12 protein-coding genes and 1 pseudogene are annotated in these 20,929 nt (G+C 43.2%); 10 read left to right on the top strand and 3 right to left on the bottom strand.

All coding sequences use genetic code 11. The annotated features are described in order from the left end of the window. Positions 1-14 precede the first annotated feature (14 nt). The 6 genes from FHS16_RS28515 (at position 15) to FHS16_RS28490 (ending at position 7,182) form a co-directional block, all read left to right on the top strand. Positions 15-896, top strand: a complete 882-nt coding sequence (locus FHS16_RS28515; RefSeq protein ID WP_221226499.1) for a carbohydrate ABC transporter permease — start codon at positions 15-17, stop codon at positions 894-896. 2 nt (positions 897-898) lie between these two features. Continuing rightward, positions 899-1,732 (top strand): carbohydrate ABC transporter permease, encoded by an 834-nt coding sequence (locus FHS16_RS28510; RefSeq protein ID WP_246432019.1) that lies wholly within the window; start codon positions 899-901, stop codon positions 1,730-1,732. A gap of 73 nt (positions 1,733-1,805) precedes the next feature. Beyond that, positions 1,806-3,545 (top strand): cache domain-containing sensor histidine kinase, encoded by a 1,740-nt coding sequence (locus tag FHS16_RS28505; protein WP_183570670.1) that lies wholly within the window; start codon positions 1,806-1,808, stop codon positions 3,543-3,545. Positions 3,546-3,573: 28 nt separating this feature from the next. Continuing rightward, positions 3,574-5,151, top strand: coding sequence for a response regulator transcription factor (locus FHS16_RS28500; protein ID WP_183570668.1), 1,578 nt, complete (start codon positions 3,574-3,576; stop codon positions 5,149-5,151). A gap of 301 nt (positions 5,152-5,452) precedes the next feature. Next, positions 5,453-5,671 (top strand): hypothetical protein, encoded by a 219-nt coding sequence (locus FHS16_RS28495; RefSeq protein ID WP_183570666.1) that lies wholly within the window; start codon positions 5,453-5,455, stop codon positions 5,669-5,671. A 632-nt stretch (positions 5,672-6,303) separates the two neighbouring features. After that, positions 6,304-7,182: a protein kinase family protein gene (locus tag FHS16_RS28490; protein ID WP_183570664.1), complete on the top strand. Its 879-nt coding sequence runs from the start codon at positions 6,304-6,306 to the stop codon at positions 7,180-7,182. A 565-nt stretch (positions 7,183-7,747) separates the two neighbouring features. Here the strand turns inward: FHS16_RS28490 and spoVB are convergent. Together spoVB and FHS16_RS28480 are read right to left on the bottom strand one after the other, a co-directional pair. Next, the gene (gene spoVB / locus FHS16_RS28485) at positions 7,748-9,298 is read right to left on the bottom strand and encodes a stage V sporulation protein B (protein WP_183570662.1); all 1,551 of its coding nucleotides are present in this window, start codon (positions 9,296-9,298) and stop codon (positions 7,748-7,750) included. Positions 9,299-9,690: 392 nt separating this feature from the next. Further along, complete coding sequence (locus tag FHS16_RS28480) at positions 9,691-10,557, bottom strand: hypothetical protein (RefSeq protein WP_183570660.1); 867 nt, start codon at positions 10,555-10,557, stop codon at positions 9,691-9,693. Positions 10,558-10,987: 430 nt separating this feature from the next. Here FHS16_RS28480 and FHS16_RS28475 point away from each other — a divergent pair, with 430 nt between their 5' ends. The 4 genes from FHS16_RS28475 to FHS16_RS32750 all read left to right on the top strand — a co-directional run bounded on the left by FHS16_RS28475 (position 10,988) and on the right by FHS16_RS32750 (position 20,812). Then, positions 10,988-11,545 (top strand): hypothetical protein, encoded by a 558-nt coding sequence (locus FHS16_RS28475; protein WP_312891110.1) that lies wholly within the window; start codon positions 10,988-10,990, stop codon positions 11,543-11,545. A 391-nt stretch (positions 11,546-11,936) separates the two neighbouring features. After that, complete coding sequence (locus tag FHS16_RS28470; RefSeq protein ID WP_183570658.1) at positions 11,937-16,307, top strand: AAA family ATPase; 4,371 nt, start codon at positions 11,937-11,939, stop codon at positions 16,305-16,307. Between the two features lie 184 nt (positions 16,308-16,491). Beyond that, positions 16,492-19,884, top strand: coding sequence for an S-layer homology domain-containing protein (locus FHS16_RS28465; RefSeq protein ID WP_183570656.1), 3,393 nt, complete (start codon positions 16,492-16,494; stop codon positions 19,882-19,884). A gap of 364 nt (positions 19,885-20,248) precedes the next feature. Next, a complete protein-coding gene (locus tag FHS16_RS32750) occupies positions 20,249-20,812 on the top strand; it encodes a VanZ family protein (protein ID WP_183570654.1) in 564 nt (187 codons plus the stop codon). On the opposite strand, the pseudogene FHS16_RS32745 reads toward FHS16_RS32750, so the two are convergent. Continuing rightward, positions 20,804-20,929 (bottom strand): annotated as a pseudogene (locus FHS16_RS32745) (IS30 family transposase); the annotation flags it as partial. The gene FHS16_RS32750 and the pseudogene FHS16_RS32745 sit on opposite strands and share 9 nt — an antisense overlap.

Below are 20,929 nucleotides of genomic sequence, written 5' to 3'. Positions count from 1 at the left end.
GAATGAGTAAGGGTATGGATAAAATCCTGCGCAATCACAAAGCCGTTCTCGTCTTCCTGTTGCCGGCATTGCTCGTTTATTTGTTCACCGTTCTAGCTCCCATCCTTTGGTCGATGTATTTCAGCTTCTTCTCCTGGGACGGGGTTTCCGAGATGGTCTACATCGGTTTTGACAATTATGCAAAGATGTTCGGCGGCGACAAGACGTTCTGGAAGGCATTTAGCAACAACCTGATCTATGTTTTAATTATTGTGGCCATGCAAGTTTTTCTCGGTTTGTTGGTTGCTATCTTGCTGACCAACATCACCAAAGGCAGAGAGATTTTTAAAACGTTGTATTTCGCTCCCGCTATTATTACGTCGGTAGCCATAGCGCAGTTGTTCCAAAACGTGTACTCGTTCGAACCAGTAGGAATATTAAACTATGTCCTGCAGCAGATCGGTCTAGGAGACTGGAGCAAGCCTTGGCTTTCCGACTTAGAGTGGGCTCTGACCGCCGTATCGGTACCAGAAGGTTGGCGTTTTATCGGTCTTTATATGATCATCTTGTATACTGCGCTCATTTCCATTCCTTCCGATATCGAGGAAGCCGCCAGAATGGACGGAGCTTCTTCCTGGAACCTGTTTCGTTCGATCAAAATGCCGATGATCAAACCAGTACTGATGGTTTCTATCATAATGGCTACTACGGGGGCTTTAAAAGGGTTCGACATCCCGTATCTCATGACGAACGGGGGACCGGGCCGCGTGACGGAATTATTGCCGACTTATATGTACAAAACCGCATTCTCCAGTCTGAACTTCGGCTATGGCAGCGCGATGGCTGTATTTATCGTCATTGAAAGTCTCATAGCAGTCGCTTTTATCAGACGGCTGATGGACAGTAAGGAGACTTGAAGATGAAATTTTCCAGCTATTCCAAGGCGATTCTTGTGATTATTTCCTTTGCTCTGCTAGTCATCCAGGTTTATCCGCTTGTATGGGTGTTCATCTCCAGTTTTAAGGCACCTACCGATTTTTCCGGCAATAACCCGCTTAGCCTACCCAGCCGATTCACATTCGAAAATTATCTCAGCGTTTGGCACAAAGGGAATTTGGGCACTTATTTTTCTAATAGTCTCATCGTCGCCATGACGACTATCGTGCTGGTAATCTTGTTCAGCGCCATGGCCGCATTCGTTATTGAGAAGATGCGTTTTAAATGGAGCCAAAGCGTGTTGTTCTTATTCCTGTGCGGCATTATGATTCCGATCCAAGTCGTGCTCATACCGCTTTTCATTCTTTATAACGAAACAGGAATTATCAATACGCTCGCTTCCCTCATTTTGCCCCAAGTAGGTTTTGCTCTGCCGATTTCGATCTATCTTTTCGTGAGCTTCTACAAATACATCTCGAACGAGATTATGGAGGCCGCCGTGATGGATGGATGCGGTGTTTACCAAGTATTCTGGCGGATGATTTTACCACTATCCCGTAATACGATCGTCACGGTTGTCGTCATGAATCTGATGTTCGTCTGGAATGAGTTTATCTTCGCAAATACGTTTATTCACGACATGAAATCGCGGACCATTCCGGTTGGTTTAATGGATTATATCGGACAGTATGGATTGACGGATTGGGGAGCGACCTTTGCCGCAATCAGTATCACGACAATCCCGACCATGATTGTTTACTTCATTTTCAACAAGAGCGTTATTTCCGGCATGACCGCAGGAGCGACTAAAGGTTGATCTCTTTTTTGCCCCTGGCTGAAGGTATACTGAAAGTACCAGGCTTAATACTTTTCTCAACCAGAGGGATAACATGAAAATAAACCGGCCATTTCTAGTGATCAGCATCCGAAGCAAGATAATCATTTTGTCCATCGCCTGTTCCTTGCTGCCGCTCGTCCTTATTGCCTCCTTAACCTATGTCTATTTGAGTAAAGCGGTCGAGAACAAGGTGTCCGATACCACCTCCAATTTGTTAGGCTCAATCAATTGGAATATCCAAACTTTCGTGAATGACGTTGATACCATTTCGAAACTGATGTTGTCTTCCCGTGACGTTCAGGCCTTTCTATCCTATAATAAGCATGATTTCAAGGAAATATATGACCTTCAGAATGCCACTCGTAGTCTGATCGTCAATATTTCCAACAACAAATCGTATATACGTTACGTTTACGTAGGCAGCGAGCAAAGGGAGCTGATCGTCACGAACCAATGGGACAGATTCACTTATGACAATATCTATCAGGCTGTCTCCCTGTCGAAGTGGTATCAGCAAGTTAATGACATGGGTGGCCAGGGATTGTGGCTGAACAGCGATGAAGTCCGTCTCGTCAAGAACAGTCCTAACTTGCTGCTGTACGGCAAACGATTAAATAACCTCGATACGCTCGAACAGATCGGCATGTTGATCATTTCAATCGATAGACGGGTCTTCGATGAAATGTTTAAAGACATTACCAATGCGGAAAACGGGCATTTAATGATCCTGGAGCAAAACAAAGTCATCTATTATAATTCCCGGACCGCCGATTTGAAACAGATTCCCCAAAAGGAATTGAATCTGCTCTATGATTTGCCTGAAAAAGGCACCCGCATCGAAACGATTAACGGAGAACGATATGTCATCACCTTCGATACGAATTCGGGGACCCAGTGGAAAGTGGTCAGCATGATCCCCTATTCGAACATCAATTCAGAAATCGTCTTGATTCGTAATGTTACGTTCTTATTGACGCTGTTCGCTTTCCTGCTTGCCGCCTATGGTTCGTATTTGATTTCGAACCGGATCACCAAGCAGTTAACCTTGCTCTCTTCCGTCGCCCGAAAAGCGGCCAAACGGGATGTAATTGAAGGAATCCTCTTTGAGGAGGAAGATGAAATCGGCAAAATCGGCAATCAATTCTTGCGAACCTTTCGTACTAACACCGAATTGACGGACAAATTGATCGAAGCCAAGCTGAAGGAGAAGGAAGCGGAGCTGCATGCGCTGCAGAGTCAAATCAACCCTCATTTCCTTTATAATACGCTGAATTCCATATATCTAATGGCTGAACGAATCGATGCCAAAAACATTTCCAAAATGGTCATGTCTCTTTCCAATATTTTTAAATTAAGCTTGAATAACGGGGACTACATTACGACTGTCGGTAATGAAATCGACCAAGTGAAAAATTATTTGGAGATTCAAAACATCCGCTATAGCGGAAAATTCGAGGTAACAATCGACCTCGAACCGGGTATCGTACATATCCGCATGCTGAAGCTTCTTATTCAGCCCTTGGTGGAAAATGCAATTTTTCATGGAATCGAGTTGAAAGAGGATAAAGGGAGCATTACCATTCGGGGACGAAGAGAAGGGGAAACGCTTATATTCGAAGTCGAGGATGATGGACTGGGTTTTGATCCTGCTGCTATGCATCCGAGGGGATATGCCTTGAGGAATATACAGGAAAGGATCCAATTGCATTACGGCCAAGACCGCGGGATCCGCATAGACAGCGTTCCGGGCGTCGGTACTAATGTTACCCTTAAGATCGGCATAATGGATTGAGGTCGGGCGATGAAGGTGGAAACACATCATGTATAAACTTTTTATAGCAGATGACGAACAGCTTGTGGTGGAAACGTTGTCGGCCTTGATCGATTGGAACGCTTCTGGGATACGGATCGTGGGGACGGCAAACAACGGAAAACAAGCGCTGGAAAGGATTCTTCAGTCGGATCCTGACATTGTCCTGACGGATATTCGAATGCCCGGCCTGAACGGACTCGAGCTGATTCGTGCCCTGAGGGAGAAAGGCCGAAAAGCGGAATGCATCATCGTGAGCGGGTATTCCGAATTTAAATATGCCAAAGAAGCCATTGAGCTGGAAGCAGTGGATTATCTGATCAAGCCGGCAGAGCTCGAGGAAGTGGCCAAGACCGTCTCGAGGGCGATCGAGCGTCTAGAGCGTAAAGCGGATCAAACGAAGAATCGTCCTGAGCTTCGAATTGCAAATGCATTAGATCGGGCGGTGTTTACGGATCTAATTGTCCATGGAAAACGTCCAACGTTCGATCAAACGCCATACGAACGATATGACCAGTTTGCTGCCATTGTAATCGGAAGCTCGGCGATGCTTTGGCTCGAACGCATGAAAAACACTAGCGTTACGGATGCTCTCCTGAGCTTTTTGGCTAATAGCGGAATCTTCGTGGATTTACTCTACGAGCAGCAGAAAGTTATCTTATTATGCATGGCGGCCCTAGAGGATTACGCGTCATTAACGGAAATTATGATGGCTGCTGCCGCAACATTTTCGAATGACAGCTCATCGGACGAACTTTCATTATCGTTTGGAATCGGTCCGGTTGTAACCGATATCATGCATGCGCACATCTCTTTTTTGGCAGCCGACAAGGCATGTCAAATGGGTTTGTTCTTCGGCGTTCCGGTAATGGACGGGAACAGTTGGCCCGAGATCACCCGCGTTTCCGAGAGATTGATGTTCGATTGGTCTGACAAAATACGATCCTTCGTCCGTTTCGAACAGAAAGAGTTCGAAGAGTTGCTCGATCGTTGGATGGAATGGGGTACGGGGCGATTGATCACACCCGTTACCCTGAAGAAGGTAGGCATCCAATGGGCGAACCGGCTGCACGAACTGATCGAGCAAGACTATGGAATCAAGATCGAGAGCGTGATCGGAGACCGCACGCGGATGATTGACGGGATATTGGAAGCGCCGGATTGGGCATCTTTGCAGAAACAGTGCCAGGATTTAGCGCAGAGTGTGCAATTTTATTTGAATGTAACGAAAACCACCCTAAAAGAAAAGGTGGTTCAAGAAATCAAAACTTATCTGGAATCCCATTACCATGAAAATATCCAACTCGATCAATTGGCGGAGCGATTCGATCTCAACTCTTCCTATGTAAGTAACTTATATTCCAAATCGACCGGAAAGACGCTTTTGGAATATGTTACTTTGCTGCGCATTCAGAAAGCGAAACAGATGTTGAGGGAAAGCAGCTTCAAAATCTTCAAAATATCGCAGAACGTCGGGTATGATAACCAGCGGTATTTCTGCCAAGTTTTCAAGAAGCATGTGGGCGTAAGTCCCGGGCAATACAGAGAAGACCATATGATAAGAAGTGAAGGAGACCATTCGTCATGAAGGATTTTGTTCCTATAAGGATGGTACGACATAAAGGGTTTCTGTATCGGCTATTTGATGCCGGGTAACTTTGCCTCGATCCCGTTCACGGTTTCGGTCGGTACAATCTATGAAACATTAGAAACAGACTGTTAACTCATTTGTTTGAAACTGGCAATGGGAAGAGGCGGAGAAAGAAATAAAGCGTATTTTCTCTAGACTCTATGCCACAAGCTCTCCAAAACATCTGAGGGATGTGTATTTCTTTCTCACAAACGCCTTCTTGTACATTATGAATAAGCACGGGAAAACGCTTTTAGAGATGATTAAGCCTGAGCTTGCCCAATATTTGTACGGGAAAACATTCTTTCATGTCAGGCAGCGTGACCAGTGGGCTCTTGAGGTTCTTCAGCAGTTCAGGCAGGGCTTGGTGGATGTCCCGATTTACCGCCATGAGAATATAGTGAAGAAAACGCAGGAGTACATCCAGGCCAATCTCGAAAAGGATATATCCTTGACTATGCTTGCCGACCGGATCTAACTTCATCCCAATTATTTGTCAAAAGTCTTCAAACAACTAATGTGACTTACAGTCTCCCAATGCATTTATTATCATAGAATGGAGAAAGCTTCGGAGATGCTAAAGCAAACAGATAACAAGATTTACTCTATTGGCAATCAGGTGGGCTATCCTAATACGAACTGGTTTATTAAAAAGTTTAAGGAGCAAGGGTTCCTTTAAAGGTGGTCTAAATAACAGCCCGAAAATGTCCTGTTTTTTGCCTATGAGGGTTTAACTCTGCCACCAACCCAAACGACCAAGAAGGATTTGGAATACCTCCGGTTCACATTGGTGGGATCCATTAATTACGCGCCAAATGCCTGGATCCCCCGTTAATTGACGAAATATTGCTCGCCGTCGTTGTAATCTTGAATGACCATATATCCAAGTGGCTATTTGATTTTACGGAGTGATAGCACTTCACCCGTTACGATACCATTTCATCGATTACCATGCTTGATAACTATGGTATATTTATTGAGTTAATGAGAGGAGTGATGTCTTATGAAAAGACATATTAGTGATAATAGGGCAAATGAATATAATAAGGGGATAGCGTATAAATAGCCCTGTAAACTACGTGAATTTCCCCAGATTGAGGGGAAGACTAAATGAACCAACAACCAGTAATGTACAAGATTGACAATGTTACTTTTGAACTTCAAGAGCAACACGATTTTACATGGCTACAATCGCTGGGCAAAGTTTATTGCGTGTTTGATCAACAGGATTCTGGAAACATTTGTTTCGGAATTGAGAAGGATGGCAAAAAGCGATTTGTTAAGTATGCGGGTTGTAAACCAATTGAATTTTCCGGAAACCCTCGGGATGCAGTCTTACGACTATCAACTGCAATACCACTATACACAACCTTAGAACATCCGCATCTTATAAAGCTTGTTGATCATTTTGAAACCAAAAACGGGTATGCTGCCATTTTTGAATGGTTTAATGGTGAGTGCTTGCATTCACATTGGTTATTTGTAGGAGAAGCATTTAAACATACTCATCCTGATTCACCGTTCTATAAATACAAACAGTTATCGGTTGAGAAAAGGCTGCATTCATTAGATGCCATTTATGAATTCCACAGAAATGTTGAATCAAAAGGGTATGTAGCCGTCGATTTCTATGACGGCAGTATTTTGTATGATTTTTCTCAGGATATTACTAAAATCTGCGATATTGATTTTTACAAAGAAACTCCATCTGTCAATGATATGGGAGAGAATTTTTGGGGAGCAAGACGATCCAAATCTCCAGAAGAATTTACATTAGGAGCTCCTATTGATTCAAAAACGAATGTTTTCACAATGGGAGCTATCGCATTTGGATTACTAGGTGGTGAGATGGATCTATCTATTTCAAAATGGGAAGCAAATAGATCCCTTTACGAAGTAGCCTTAAGAGCAATTAGTAAGGAACGAGAGCAAAGATATGAGAGTATTATCGATTTTAAAAAAGCTTGGGATCAAGCTAAAAATGAATAAATAATTAATACGTATATAGATGCCTATTAGACAGTCATTACTCAATTAAACAGAGTACGTTAGATCTGTGGAGCAGTTCGCATTCAGCAACTGCTCCATTTTTCGTGAGCTAGAGGGCCCGCGGCCTCACCCATTTAGTTATCGGAGAACGTTAGTTAAACGCACCATGGAGCAGTTGCAATCGGCAAACTGCTCCATTTTTTCATTACGCGAACGGGCAGGATAATGCAGTCAATTTACTGTCTATTTCATTGCTTATTCAAAGCCTTTGGGCAAAAGATTTCAATGTAGTTGAGGCATGTGACTTTGAAGAATTACTTCCTCGAAAAGGCGGTTACTCAAATCGTGTTTAAGCAAACGGGAAACTTTAGTTTAATGAAGCAGCGGCTGTAAAGGACTTAGTTTCACGTCCCTAGCAGTAGCTGTTTCAATTTCTAGGGCAGTCTAAAGCTAATTTTACGGAATCTGATGGTATTGCTACTCGAATATCCGCGTGAGATATAGAGACCCAGTATAATCCTTTATTTTCTGCTGACAACTGATTCATTTTAATATCGATCTTTTTTTACCATGGAATTGAAAATCTATGACGCGTGCTTTTCCAATTAAACATACCGGTCACGACTAGAGCAGCGAAATAAAGAAACAAGGAACCGATGATTGAAATGATTACGCTCCATAACTGCGGCATACCATGACTGGCTAGATAGTGATAGGTCAAGTCTCCGCATATAGCCATTAGCATCATGCAAATCCCAACCTTAATATAAGGACGAATACTCCCATAAAACCCGATCGAACTCGAGATGGAAAAAAAGTTCAACAGTGTTTGCATCAATATGCCAATTCCGATGCCGAACGCAACGCCGATGATTCCTAATTGACTGCCTAAAACAAAGACCGACACACCCTTGAATACAGTGGCTGTTACGTAATTCCATAATGCAGCTTTTGCGCGGCCGAGGCCAAGCAGAATCGCATGAAGTGGAGCGTCGAAATAATGCAGAAAAAACATAGGCGCCAGTATTTTTAGAAGTAGTCCTGCTTCAGGCGAATTATAGACTTGTGTCGTTAGTGGAGTTGCCCATTCGTACAGGATAACGGTCGCTGGCGCGCCGATCAAAAGTCCCAATAACATAGCCTGATTCATCCTCTCATGAATGAGAAGACTATTCTTGTTCACCGCGGCCTCACCAATCGCAGGAATAAGAGCGGTAGATAAGGATTGCGTGATAAAGCTTGGCATGAACAATAGCGGAAACACATAGCCGGCCAGCAGACCGAATTGCTTCGTGGCTAAAGCTGTGCCGATGCCGTATATGCCCAGGCTGGTTGTAATAAGAAGCGGCTGGAAGGCGTTGTATAACGAATGAATGACACCGTGGCCAGTCGTCGGAAGTCCGATTTGCAGCAGCTCGCCGAGTGTGCTTCTTCCTTGTTTCAGATGGCTCGCCCAAGTCTCGCCCGATACCTTAGTTTCACCATATAGCTTGTAGCTTGTCATCAGAAATAAAAGGCTTATCGCTTCGCTGACTACAGAGGCAGCCATAGCACCAGCAGCTGCATAAGCAATTCCGTAAGGCAGCATTAGGTGCACCAATGCTAACACACAAGCGATTTGAACCGTATGCTCCAGCACATCAGAAGCAGCAATCGTCTTCATCTGCTGCATGCCCCGAAAATAACCCTTTAATACGGCGGAGACAGCTATAATCGGTGCGATCGGCGTAATCGCTAGCATAGCGTAATATGCCCTTTGATCACTTAGTAGAATAGACGCGATCCACTCTGATCCAAGTAACGATACGGTCGTGAGAGCTACGCTCAAGACGCCCGTGACAGAGAGCGAGACATACAGAATTCGCCTCACTTTCATCCGCTCGCCGCGAGCCTGGGCCTCTGCGACCAACTTGGAAATTGCCACTGGTAATCCAAGCTCCGTAATCGTAATGACGAGCGGGACAAGCGGATGCGCCATCATCAAGATGCCGATTCCCTCTGCGCCTAGTACGCGAGCTATATACATGCCGCTGATAAAACCTAGAATCCGGTTGATGAAAGCAGCAACAGACAAAACCAGAGTTCCTCTCATAAACGATTGCCCGAGTTGTGACATGACGTGTCCTCCTGTTAATCGAATACATAAATGTATTCAAAAATTAGAAAAGCATGCAAACAAGCTCTTGACGCTAGTCAGGTGTCAGTAGAAAATAAGTTCTTGCTTTTTCGCAGGATTTCACCAGAAGATGAATCGTAACCGGATTGAATGGGGCGAGGGCCGTCAAAGTGGACAACTGATGGAATGCTAACGGTGAACTTTAGTTGAATACCACATAGAGCAGATTGCGATCGGGCAGCTGCTCCATTTTCATTAAGCTGAAGGGCAGGATAACGTCATGGTAAGATGATGCCAATAGAACAAATGTGGTTTAAGAAAGAACAAAAAAAGTACCCCGTTTTTTTTGTGGAGCTAATCCACATTTTGGTTTACTTTTCTGCAGAAGAGGTCTATACAAGAACAATGTTTATAATCACTTTTAAACCTTCTACAACAAATTCCTCATCAGCCAGTTCCCTATGTTTAACAAAGAATTCAATAAGCTTCTTTGCACTACCCTGTGTGATGCTATTAGGAATTAACGGCCCTCCTTTAAGTTTTTTCACAGCTTTTCCAGCAATAAATTTCTCCTGGTTATTAGCTTCTGCCTTTGCCTCTGCTATAACTTCATTAATTGCATTTCGTTTCTGCACCATTTCAGCAAATGGCTTTACTTTAGAAGTATCTGGTGGGTCCCCTAACAACGTATGATTTTTAAAAGCCTTATAAGGCAATCCCCAATAGGTCTTATCCTTTTTTATAGCCTCCTCTTTCAAACCAGGCGGAGTAAAGTGCCCTGAATCATTAGTCCAGCGAGCAACGTAACCATCCGTTAACACTATATCACCTGCATACCCAACAACTTCATGTTCCTCCTCGACTGCTCCAGCCCTTCTTGCCAGACCCATGTGACCAATCGGCTTTTCATTATAGTGTGTGGGCTTTACCTCCGAATCCGTGGCCAGATAAAGAGTTCCGAAATCACTTTTATCTCGCTTCGTCACAAACAAAAATGAACCAGTCGCCAAATCTCCATCAATAAACCATTTATTAACTTCTTCGTTATAGTTTGCAACAAGCATATTCTCAGGTTCCGACTGAGCATCGGATTTAAATAAATTAAGTCCTGGTGTGCGGTTATCATCACCTGCCAACCTGTTGCCTTCATTTTCTAACTCATCGTTTGAGGGGTATTCATTACGTTGTATTGGCTTTTGATTAGTCTTCAATACATTCATGGTTGCCCGATTTCCAATCATTTGTTGCAGTTGCAACACTGGATGTAACTGCTGAGGAGTTATGGTTTTAGATGATGCCTTAGTTTTATCTACGTTATTCGTCGAATGTTTTTGAGTGGTCTTAATTATTTATACCCCCTTAAAATATCATTCGTATGAGAATCTCGCTGCCTTTAAATCCATTTACTTTACCTCTGATATCGGCCAATAAGAAAAAATGCATAATACCATGCCACAGAACTGGGGCAAAACAGTAGGTGTAGACTTAAAACAAAGTTTGATAATTTGGATAAAAGATTGAAAATACTTCCTTAACACTTCCGCAATAAATCAAATCTTGTTGTAGACTACAAAAAATAAAGTATTTGACTGACGGTGCTTCATTAAACTAACTGGCAGATTAGTTTAATAAAGCTTTCGAGAGAGATATAATTAAATCTAGAAATAAATCTATGTATCGGTGGGATATATGATGAGAGAGTTACTTTATCATTACTACGATGAATCAACAGGTCCATTCGTTAATTTATCTGACCTAGAAGTTGATGAAGCAGAACGAGTTCTCAGTAATATTCGACTTAATAAAAAGGGATTTGCAAGTAAGAGGTCTGTGGATTATCTGCAAATTCGTCGCAGTCTCGAATTAAAGGCAAGAGAAATATTTGTTTCGAAGGGAGGTAAAGCCAGTCGAAGCCATCCCCATTATATGACTCTTGGGAAATGTCCTTGGCTTTTAGATTGGTATCCATTAGGTAAAGAACTTGAAATTCCAATTTATGAATTTGAAACGGACAACATAAGTTTTACTTACGGCGATTTATTTCCTACTATGAGATACCAAGATGGAAAGCCATATCGTAAACAGGTTTATACATTGAATGAGATAAGAAAAGTAATAAATGAATTTGGGTTACCTCAAGTGTGGAATTTCGACGGTGATAAAGGACCAGAACGTTATATAGAAGTACAAATTTGGGATGATAAACCCTTATGTAATTGGAAAATTACTAATCAATTGTTCAACTAACGTGAAACGATAGTTGAATAACAAAAGGGCTGCCTGGTGGCAGCCCTTGATATGCTCTCCAAATAGTAGACAGGTGAAGCTTGCAGTAAGCGATTGTCATAAGCTTTTTGAAATTGTCTCGACCACTTTCAGCGATGGTTTTTTTTTCGATTTCGTAATAATGGGCGAAATCCTTTGCCAAATGAATAAAATAGGTTATCCTACCTATGCGATTGGTCATTTTTAGTGGATGATGGACAGGAACTACCTGCCCTCCATTGTAAAATCTTTTCTATTCCTAGACACAGTAATAACAAAAAAACATTAAAAATTCCTAGATCATTTATGCAACACTAGTGTGTAAAAAATTCATTTTATAGTAGTTTGAAAGTTCAATGGAGGATTGGGAAAGTTGCCGCATACAGAGAGGATTAAGCTTAAAGAATGGCTAAAAGGGACTCCGTTAGAAATTCTCACCTTTTTACATATTGCTATATCCATTACGGAACAGGCTCATTCGGCACATAAGCGTGGGACTGTCCTAGGCAATTTAAATCCAGCTCATATTGTGCTTGATTCGGAAACCTATCTAGCCGTGATTGAAGAAAAGCGTGAAACGGATTACATCTATATCTCACCGGAGCAAACGGGAAGGCTTAACCGTTCACCTGACGAACGCAGCGATTTATATGTGCTGGGCATGATCTATTATGAATTGCTTGCAGGGAGAGGACCGTTTCAAGCTGAGGGTGCGGAGGAATGGATACACGCTCATCTAGCCATTGTGCCACCCCCGCTAAAAGAGCTGCGTCCGGAGCTTCCCGAATCGCTTGGGGCTATCATTATGAAGCTACTGTCGAAGTCGCCAGAGGAGCGTTATCAAAGTGCTTATGGGCTGCTAATGGATTTGAAAAGATGTATTTCTTCATTAATAAACGAAGGTTGTATCGTATCATTTGGCATTGCCCAGGCAGATGAGGCAAGCCGGTTTCTGCTACCTCGTACACTCTTTGGTCGTGAGGAGGAAGAAGAGCAGCTTCGTAAAGCTTACGAAAAGGTTCGTTCCGGCGAATCTGCGTTCGTGATCGTTAGCGGCCATGCGGGAAGCGGTAAAACGGCACTCATCCGGCAATTTCAAGTGCCCGTTACAAGCGAAGGCGGTCAGTTTGTTGCCGGAAAATGTGAACTGATGAATCGCGACATCCCGTTTTCGCCAATTCTTCAGGCACTTCGAAGGTTGATTAAGCAGACACTGGGCGAATCACCAAAAAGATTGGGTATGGTGAAGACTAGATTATCGAAAGAATTAGGACAGGGAGCGGGCGTTATTGCGGCATTCCTGCCGGAGGCAAAAGCGCTATTTGGCGAAATTCCTTCCGTAGAAGTACTTCCACCTGCTGAAGCATCGATACGACTCCGCCGCTTGCTTCCTATTTTCATAAAAGCATTTGTAGACAAGTCACATCCGCTTGTTCTATTTCTAGATGATCTCCAATGGGCGGATTCAGCTACTTTGGAAGTGCTTCGTACCGTTGTACAAGATAAGCTGCTGCATGGTTTATACCTGATAGGTTCTTTCCGAGAGGAAACAGTTGCAGAAGAGATAGGCAGTGGAGAGCTTCATCATGATGCAGAGGTTTGGTTGGAACATTCCCTTTTTTTGAAAGCGAACGAAACTCCGATGTTGTTCCAGCATATCGCGTTATCACCGCTGTCCTATATTGATGTTAGACTGTTTGTAACGCAGATCCTGAATGAAAACACGTCTAGGGTTCGCTTGCTTGCGGAGTCGCTTTACCATCAGACGGGCGGTAATCCCATGTATTTACACCATCTTTTAGATAGCCATTACAGGGAGCGAGAGATCTATTTCGATGAGGAAGCCTCGATGTGGGCTTGGGAAGCAGCCATAGTAACACAGATGCCCGAAGATACCGGCATACTTCATTTAATCGATGATCGTATACGGAAGCTGTCGGCAGAAACGACTGAGCTGCTTGCTGTTGCAGCGGCTATCGGTCATCGTTTTCTCCCTACCATGATTGCTCTTGTAAGTGGCCTCGACGTGTTCCATACAAGAATGTTACTACAATCCGTCGAAGCAGAAGGTTTATTGTATCAAGAGTATGACGCTAATGGAACGGATAACGGTTATTATACTTTTTTACACGACAGGGTGCAGCAGTCAGCTTATCAGTTAATTCCTGTATCGGCTAAAGCGGGCCTGCATCTGAAGATCGGACGTGTGCTGCGCACCATTTCACCAAGCGAGAAGGATGAAATGATTTTCGATATGGTTTATCATCTGAATTTGGGAATCGACGAAATGACGGATGAAGCGGAGAGAAACGAACTGGCAGAATACAATCTTCAGGCAGGCCTGAAGTCGAAAGCTGCGACAGCGTTTACGGCTGCTCTGCACTATCTAAATAGTGGCATGCGCCTTGTTCAGGATGACAGTAAAGGTACGCAATCCATTGCCTATCGCTTGATGCTGGAGATGCCTGAATGTGAATATATGTGCGGCCGTACGGATGCTGCGGAAGCACTGCTCAACCTGTTAATGCTGCGAACGACGGACGTGATCGAACGCTCTCGTATTCACATGATACGGATAGGCATGAATAGTTATTTAAAAAGAGATGATATAGCCGTAAATATCGGTCGGCAGGCGCTAGAGGAATTCGGCTGGAGACTGCCGCTGAAGCCTTCTAAAGCAGAGATAGCCAAGGAAGTAATGCTGGCGCAAGTCGCCTTGCACAGTAAGCGTAAGGAGCTTGCTCACTTGCCTATAAATCGTGATCCTCATTATAAAGCGTTGTCTGATCTCGTTATGGCGATATCGACGTCAGTATTTACATTGAGCTTAGAATTGGCTGCCGTATTATTTTCAAAATTCATTCGCTTTGGCCTGAAGCACGGGAATAACGAAGCTTTTGCGTATTTGCTCGCTGGACATGGCTTGGTTATTCTTAGAAATAAGATATCTCTGTTCCGTACGGGGCTTTATTATATTGATACGGCTATTCTTCTTTCTGCTTCATTTGAAAGCAATGACTTGCAATGCCGACTGAACTACATTAGGGGACTTGCTAGGCTTCAACAGAATCCGGAAGAAGGCGTTCGGCATTTTGAGAAAGCGATACGCTATGGGATGGAATCTGCCAATTTGACTTATGTGAGCATTGCTATGCTGACAAGTACGACTACGCATACTGGTGATTTACATGCGTTGTCTGTTCGTATTTCAGATTTTGAAAGAATCTCACAAATGCTTGTAGATGAAGTGACGCACAATATATTCCGGATCGCAAGATGGTATGTGGCGAGACTACAAGATGAGTCCGAGGAAATCGCTGAAATTGTTTTGCCTTTACAAAAAATGAACTCAGAGGAGACACTGAATCACGAGGTCTATTACATGTGTACCTGCCAAATCGAAATCGCTTATTTGGAAAGCAGGTATCGTGACGCGCTTGACTGGGTAGAGAAAGGCCGTTTCAATACGTTTAGGCAGACAAGGATGCAAGTTCGCAAGCAGCATATTTATCACGCCTTAACACTTGCGGCCATGTTTGGAGATTCGCTGCAAGAGGAGCGTGAAGATATTCGTCGAGCGCTTAGCAAACAATTGGATGAGATGAAGAAATGGACCGGTTATTTCGGACAGAGGTCTTCGGCTTATCTACTCATCAGAGCTGAGTTTATGCGAATAGATGGAAATCTAGCAGCTGCGACAAAAGGATATGAGGCTGCAATTCGTACTGCGCGGCTGGAGAATCATTCGTTAATGGAAGCTGTCGCGTTAGAGAGTGCTTCGATTTGTTATAGAGAAACTGGCAGTACGATCGGAGCGGATACGCTCATGGCGGATGCCTGCGCTGCTTTTTTAAAGTGGGGGGCTGTTGCCAAGGTCAGAAAACTGAGGGAGACATACCCTGAGCTTCGATCAACATCCATTGTATCGCAAGAAGCATACAGGACGATTGTGGAAGAATTGGAATCGATGGAAACGAAGAGAGAATTGATGCCCGTAATCGCGGACGAGAGGACGCTCTTACAGCAAGTTTCCGGATGGTCTAGTAAGGATGTCAGCCAAATGTTATTAAATCGTTTTCTTGAAACGGTGCTAAGGTATTCTGGCGCAGAAAAAGGATATGTACTGAACAGCGATGAAGAGAACTTTTCTATTACGGATCAGTTAGGTGAAGGGGGAGCTTCTGTAGACACAATGGTCTATGCAGAAACGATTGTTCGTTATGTGATTAAAACGGGCGAATCGGTTGTGCTTGCAGATGCTTCGCTCAGCTCTTTTGCAGCAGATCCTTATATTCGTCGATTCGAGCCGATATCAGTTTTATGTATGCCCATTCTTGTTCCAGGTAAACCGTTGCAATCCCTCCTTTATCTAGAAAACAATCTCATCGCCGGAGTGTTTACCAAGGATGTACGGGATATGCTGGATCTGATGATCACTCGGATGTTATATTTAAAATCGTTAGAGGAATCCAAGGTGCAGGTAAGTGCAGCAAGCGATGTAGAGCTTCATCTTGCAGTTATTCCGACCGAGGATCAATTACAGCTGCCTGAGCATTTGACGAAACGTGAAACAGAGATCCTGTACGCGCTGATCGATGGATTGTCCAATAAGGAGATCGCCCATCGCTTTGGCTTAACAGAAGGAACGGTTAAAAGTTATTTTTTTCGTTTATACGGGAAACTAGGAGTGAAACGTCGTGCTCAAGCAATTGCGCGAGCAAGAGAACTTCTACTAGTAGATTAAACATATGGAATGAATAGACTCAAAAGCCAGTAATCGACGTTGATAGGGGCGCGAATACTGGCTTTTTCGACATTATTTGCGCAATGCTAACTTTAGTGAGTATACCTATTTTGACTTGATGGCTATGATTAGTTCTTTGGGCTATGCCTATATCTAAATCATGAAGCGGGAGTGAACGAATGCTATGTTACAGAGATCAGTAACAGGTAGGAAAAGTAGAAAAACTAGCTTAATTGGAATGCTGTGTTTCGTAATCATTATTTCTTTATTTGGACCAATGACGAATCCTTCGCAAGTGTTTGCGGCGTCAGATTTCAGTGGAGGAAGCGGAGTGATAGGCGATCCTTACATTATTACGACACCTGATCAGTTAAATAGAATTCGTAATTATTCTGGTAGCCATTTCAAGCTTGGAGGGAATATTGACTTAACGGATTATCTCTCTGCAACGGGTGCTGGGTATAATGGTGGGCAATATTGGACGCCTATTTATTCATTTAGCGGCACACTCGATGGTGATGGTTATGTGGTTAAGGGATTGAAAATAAATAGGAATATGAACTTTCTCGGTTTCATTGGAGAACAAGTATCAGGCTCTATTATTAAAAATATTGGTTTCGAAAATGTGGATGTAGTGAATAGTAGTCTGTATTTTACGGGTGCTATAGCAGGTGCTCAAAGGACGTCTTCATCGATATCCAACAGCTATGTGACGGGTAAAGTTACAGGAACAATTTATACGGGAGGTATGGTTGGCTACCAAGATTTGGCCGAGATCATTAATAGCTACTCTACAGCTGATGTCACCACGAATAATAGCAGTAATGTTGGTGGTTTAGTAGGGATTACTTATAAAAGTTCTATTACAAATAATTATGCTTCAGGAGCAGTTATTGGCAGCTATCCCCGCGGTGGGCTGGTAGGTGGCATTTATTCTGGTGAGAATGCTACCGTATTCGTTGATAACTACTATGATCAAGAAGTTTCTAATGATTCCGATCATTCAGGAAAAGGAATACCGAAGTCGACTGCTGATATGAAAACACAATCCACATTCTCGACTTGGGATTTCGACAGTGAGTGGTTCATTAAAGATGGCCATTATCCTGAGCTGCAAGTTTTCTTAGCAGAAACGCCTACGGCGGATATTGAAGGTGGGTCTGTTGCATGGCAAACTGAGGTAGAGCTTAGCAGCGGAACTACAGGCGCAGCTATCTATTATACGACGAACGGCGATGAGCCGACGTTGAATAATACACTATACAATTCACCAATCGTAGTGACGGATGATATGACCATTAAAGCCATTGCGGTTAAGGGAACGGTATACAACGAAGCAATGGTTGAAAGCTACACGGTTACAGGAAGACCAGCAGCGCCAACAACAGGCAGTTTAGTGCCTGGAACCAATGTGGATACCACCCATTTAAATGGTGTTACGGATGCCATGGAGTACAAAGTAAATAACAGCAGTTACGTTGCAGTTGCAACGGGTGCTGCTTCTGTAGACAACATTAGCGTACAAGTGGGAGATACGATCTCCGTCCGTACAGCAGCAGGATCTGGTTATCCAGCAACAGATGCGCAAATATTAACGGTTGCTCTAGCGGACATTCATCCAAAAAGCACTGTGTCAACGTTAACTTCAACGATTGGTGCAGTAAGCACAGGCGGAACGGCAAATGAAGCGATCAAGGACATTCCGTATGGAACGACGTTAGCTGCGTTTAAGGATGCCATTACACCGGCAGCGGATGCGACATTCGAAGTCTATGAGGCGAACGGAATAAGTGAGGCGACCTCATTAGCAACGGGTAACAAGGTGATTGTTACAGCGCAAGATCCGTCAAGTAAGACTACGTACACCATAACGGTGCAAGAAGGCCCTCCAACAGCATATTTGTCACAAGGAACAAACGCTGATTCCACAAGTTTGAATGGTGTAACGGATGTAATGGAGTACAAAGTAAATAACGGAAATTACGTTGCCATTGCAGCGGGTGCTACTGCAGTAGATAACATTACTGTACAAGATGAAGATACAATCACTGTCCGTACAGCAGCTACATTGAATAATATGGCATCTGTTGAACAAGTATTAACGGTTGGTTTAGAGGACATCAAGCCAAAAAGCACAGAGTCAACGTTAACCTCGACGTTTGGCACAGTAAGCACAGAAGGAGCGCCGAATGAAACGATAACTAGCATTCCTTACGGAACGGCGTTAGTTGAGTTTAAAGCAGCGATCACACCAGCAGCTCATGCCACATTTGAAGTTTATGATGCAAATGGAATAGACCAAGCGACTACATTAACAACAGGCAACAAGGTCATAGTTACAGCGCAAGATGGAGTTACGAAGACCACATACACCGTAACGGTGCAAGAAGGTCCTCCAGAGGGATATTTGCTACCAGGAACAAGCTTTGATACAACGATTTTGAACGGTGTCTCGGATGCTATGGAGTACAACGTAAACAACGGAAGTTACGTAGCCATTGCAACAGGTACGACATCGGTGGATAACATTAGTGTAGAAGCAGGAGATACGATTTCCGTCCGTACAGCAGCTACATTAGCTAATGTGGCATCTGCTGTACAAGTTTTAACGGTTGATTTGACAGACATTCATCTAAAGAGCACAATAGCAACATTAACCTCGTCCATTGGAACAGTAAGTACAGGCGGAGCGGCGAATGAAACGATAACGAACATTCCTTACGGAACAACTTTAGCTGTGTTTAAAGCAGCGATTACCCCAGCAGCCGATGCGACATTTAAAGTCTATGAGGCGAATGGTATAGACCAAGCGACTACATTAGCGACAGGCAACAAGGTCATTGTTACTGCGCAGGATGAAACAACAAAGACCACTTATACCGTAACAGTGGAATCATCAGCACCGGTAGTATTAACACCGACACCAGTAGGACCAACTATACCGACAGTGCCGACACCGACGCCTGTTGTAAACAAGCCCGTTTACAATGACAAAGTAGATAAAGCGGCAATAGCTGAAATTAAGCTTAAGGCTGAATCAGCAAGTTCAACAACCTTTATGGATGTGAAAATAACATCTTGGAGTTATGCTGACATTGACTTTGCCGCGCGAGCTGGAATTGTAAAGGGGTATGCAGACGGTACATTTCGAGGTGAGGGGAAAGTAACTCGAGGGGAATTTGCTAAAATGCTCGTTAATGCACTTGGACTCACAGCTACGGGAACTCAAGTTGTTACAGATGCTACTGGCCACTTTGCTGAAAACGCCATTAGAGCCCTTTTAGAGAAAGGGATCATGACAGGATATGCAGATGGAAGTTTCGAGCCCAACCGTGAAATTACACGGGCTGAAATCGCAGCACTATTGGCCAGAGTACTTGATTTAGCCCTGTTAAATACAAACACTAAATTTGAAGATATTAATGGCAGCTGGGCAAAAGCTCATATTAACGCTTTAGGCAATGCCGGAATTATCAATGGCAAGACGGAGCATGAATTTATTCCTAATGCTAACGCTTCTAGAGAAGAATCGGTTGTTTTAATCGTTCGACTTCTCAAGCTGGTACCAACGGAATAAACAGTAAATCAGCATCATATTCGTATGTTCCAGAAGCCAAAAAAAGAACGCAGCCCTATAACGAGCTGCGTTCTTTTTTGGCTATGTACTCGTACATGTAGTCGTTAGCGTCTAATAGATCTCATCTCGCCATCAAGAAGAGAGCTGTGTAAAAACACGATTGTCACAGCCGTATGTGAAATCCACAGGCGAAGCCTAGTTCGTTCAAGTATAGAACGTACTTATTGTTAGAAGAAAATAGAGTTCTAGACTGAAAAATAAAGTGTTAGACTGACGATGCTTCATTAAGCTAACTGGCAGGATAGTTTAATTACATCGACGAATACTTAATGTTAAGGCGATATGACTGGGGGATATACTTTCAATGGGTAATTTTAGAATATACTGGGGAATTTTCGGCAAGTATCTCCCTTTTGTTTTGACTACATTGATCACTATTTTTATTGTGTTTGCTATTATTTATTACAGAAGACAAAAGAGTGGAGATCAATTAAATGCCATAAGAACGACAATGAGTAAACTGGTTATTTCATTAGTTATGTTAGGCATACTGTCTGTATCACTCTTACCTTCGAACAGTTATTTATCTTTTCAATTTAGCATTAAAATACAACTAATTCCTCTGCTAGCAGGGGATCTGGAGTATTTAATCAATGTGGTCATGTATTTAGTTCTGATTTCTTTTGTGACATTTCATACAAATGCGAGAAACGTAAATCCAATATTTTTTGGCATGATGCTTTCATTATTCATTGAGGTTATGCAATTTTTATTGCCAATAGGTAGAATTGCAAGTGTTACTGACTTTATTCTAAATTCAATGGGATCAGTGATAGGGTTCTGCATCGTAAGAAAGGAATGCAAAAAGTGTCAAACACGCGTCCGAAGAAAAGTGAAATTATTTAAGTTAGACGAATTGTCAAGCTAAGTGCGACACCTCTTCCATGAAGGCTTCGTGAGCCGACCTCCAACCGAGACATTTACGAGGACGGTTGTTAATCAAACGAATGGCATCAGCGAGTTGGTCATCTGTAACGGTAGCGAA

Source organism: Paenibacillus endophyticus, assembly GCF_014192395.1.
Classification (GTDB): Bacteria; Bacillota; Bacilli; order Paenibacillales; family Paenibacillaceae; genus Pristimantibacillus; species Pristimantibacillus endophyticus.
Note: the sequence above shows the minus strand (reverse complement) of the source record. Positions and strands in the feature narration are given on the sequence as shown.

Coding starts and splice junctions, on each gene's coding strand:
- FHS16_RS32750 (WP_183570654.1), top strand. CDS start 20,249: ATGGGTAATTTTAGAATATACTGGGGAATTTTCGGCAAGTATCTCCCT.
- spoVB (WP_183570662.1), bottom strand. CDS start 9,298: ATGTCACAACTCGGGCAATCGTTTATGAGAGGAACTCTGGTTTTGTCT.
- FHS16_RS28515 (WP_221226499.1), top strand. CDS start 15: ATGGATAAAATCCTGCGCAATCACAAAGCCGTTCTCGTCTTCCTGTTG.
- FHS16_RS28465 (WP_183570656.1), top strand. CDS start 16,492: ATGTTACAGAGATCAGTAACAGGTAGGAAAAGTAGAAAAACTAGCTTA.
- FHS16_RS28500 (WP_183570668.1), top strand. CDS start 3,574: ATGTATAAACTTTTTATAGCAGATGACGAACAGCTTGTGGTGGAAACG.
- FHS16_RS28475 (WP_312891110.1), top strand. CDS start 10,988: ATGATGAGAGAGTTACTTTATCATTACTACGATGAATCAACAGGTCCA.
- FHS16_RS28505 (WP_183570670.1), top strand. CDS start 1,806: ATGAAAATAAACCGGCCATTTCTAGTGATCAGCATCCGAAGCAAGATA.
- FHS16_RS28490 (WP_183570664.1), top strand. CDS start 6,304: ATGAACCAACAACCAGTAATGTACAAGATTGACAATGTTACTTTTGAA.
- FHS16_RS28495 (WP_183570666.1), top strand. CDS start 5,453: ATGATTAAGCCTGAGCTTGCCCAATATTTGTACGGGAAAACATTCTTT.
- FHS16_RS28510 (WP_246432019.1), top strand. CDS start 899: ATGAAATTTTCCAGCTATTCCAAGGCGATTCTTGTGATTATTTCCTTT.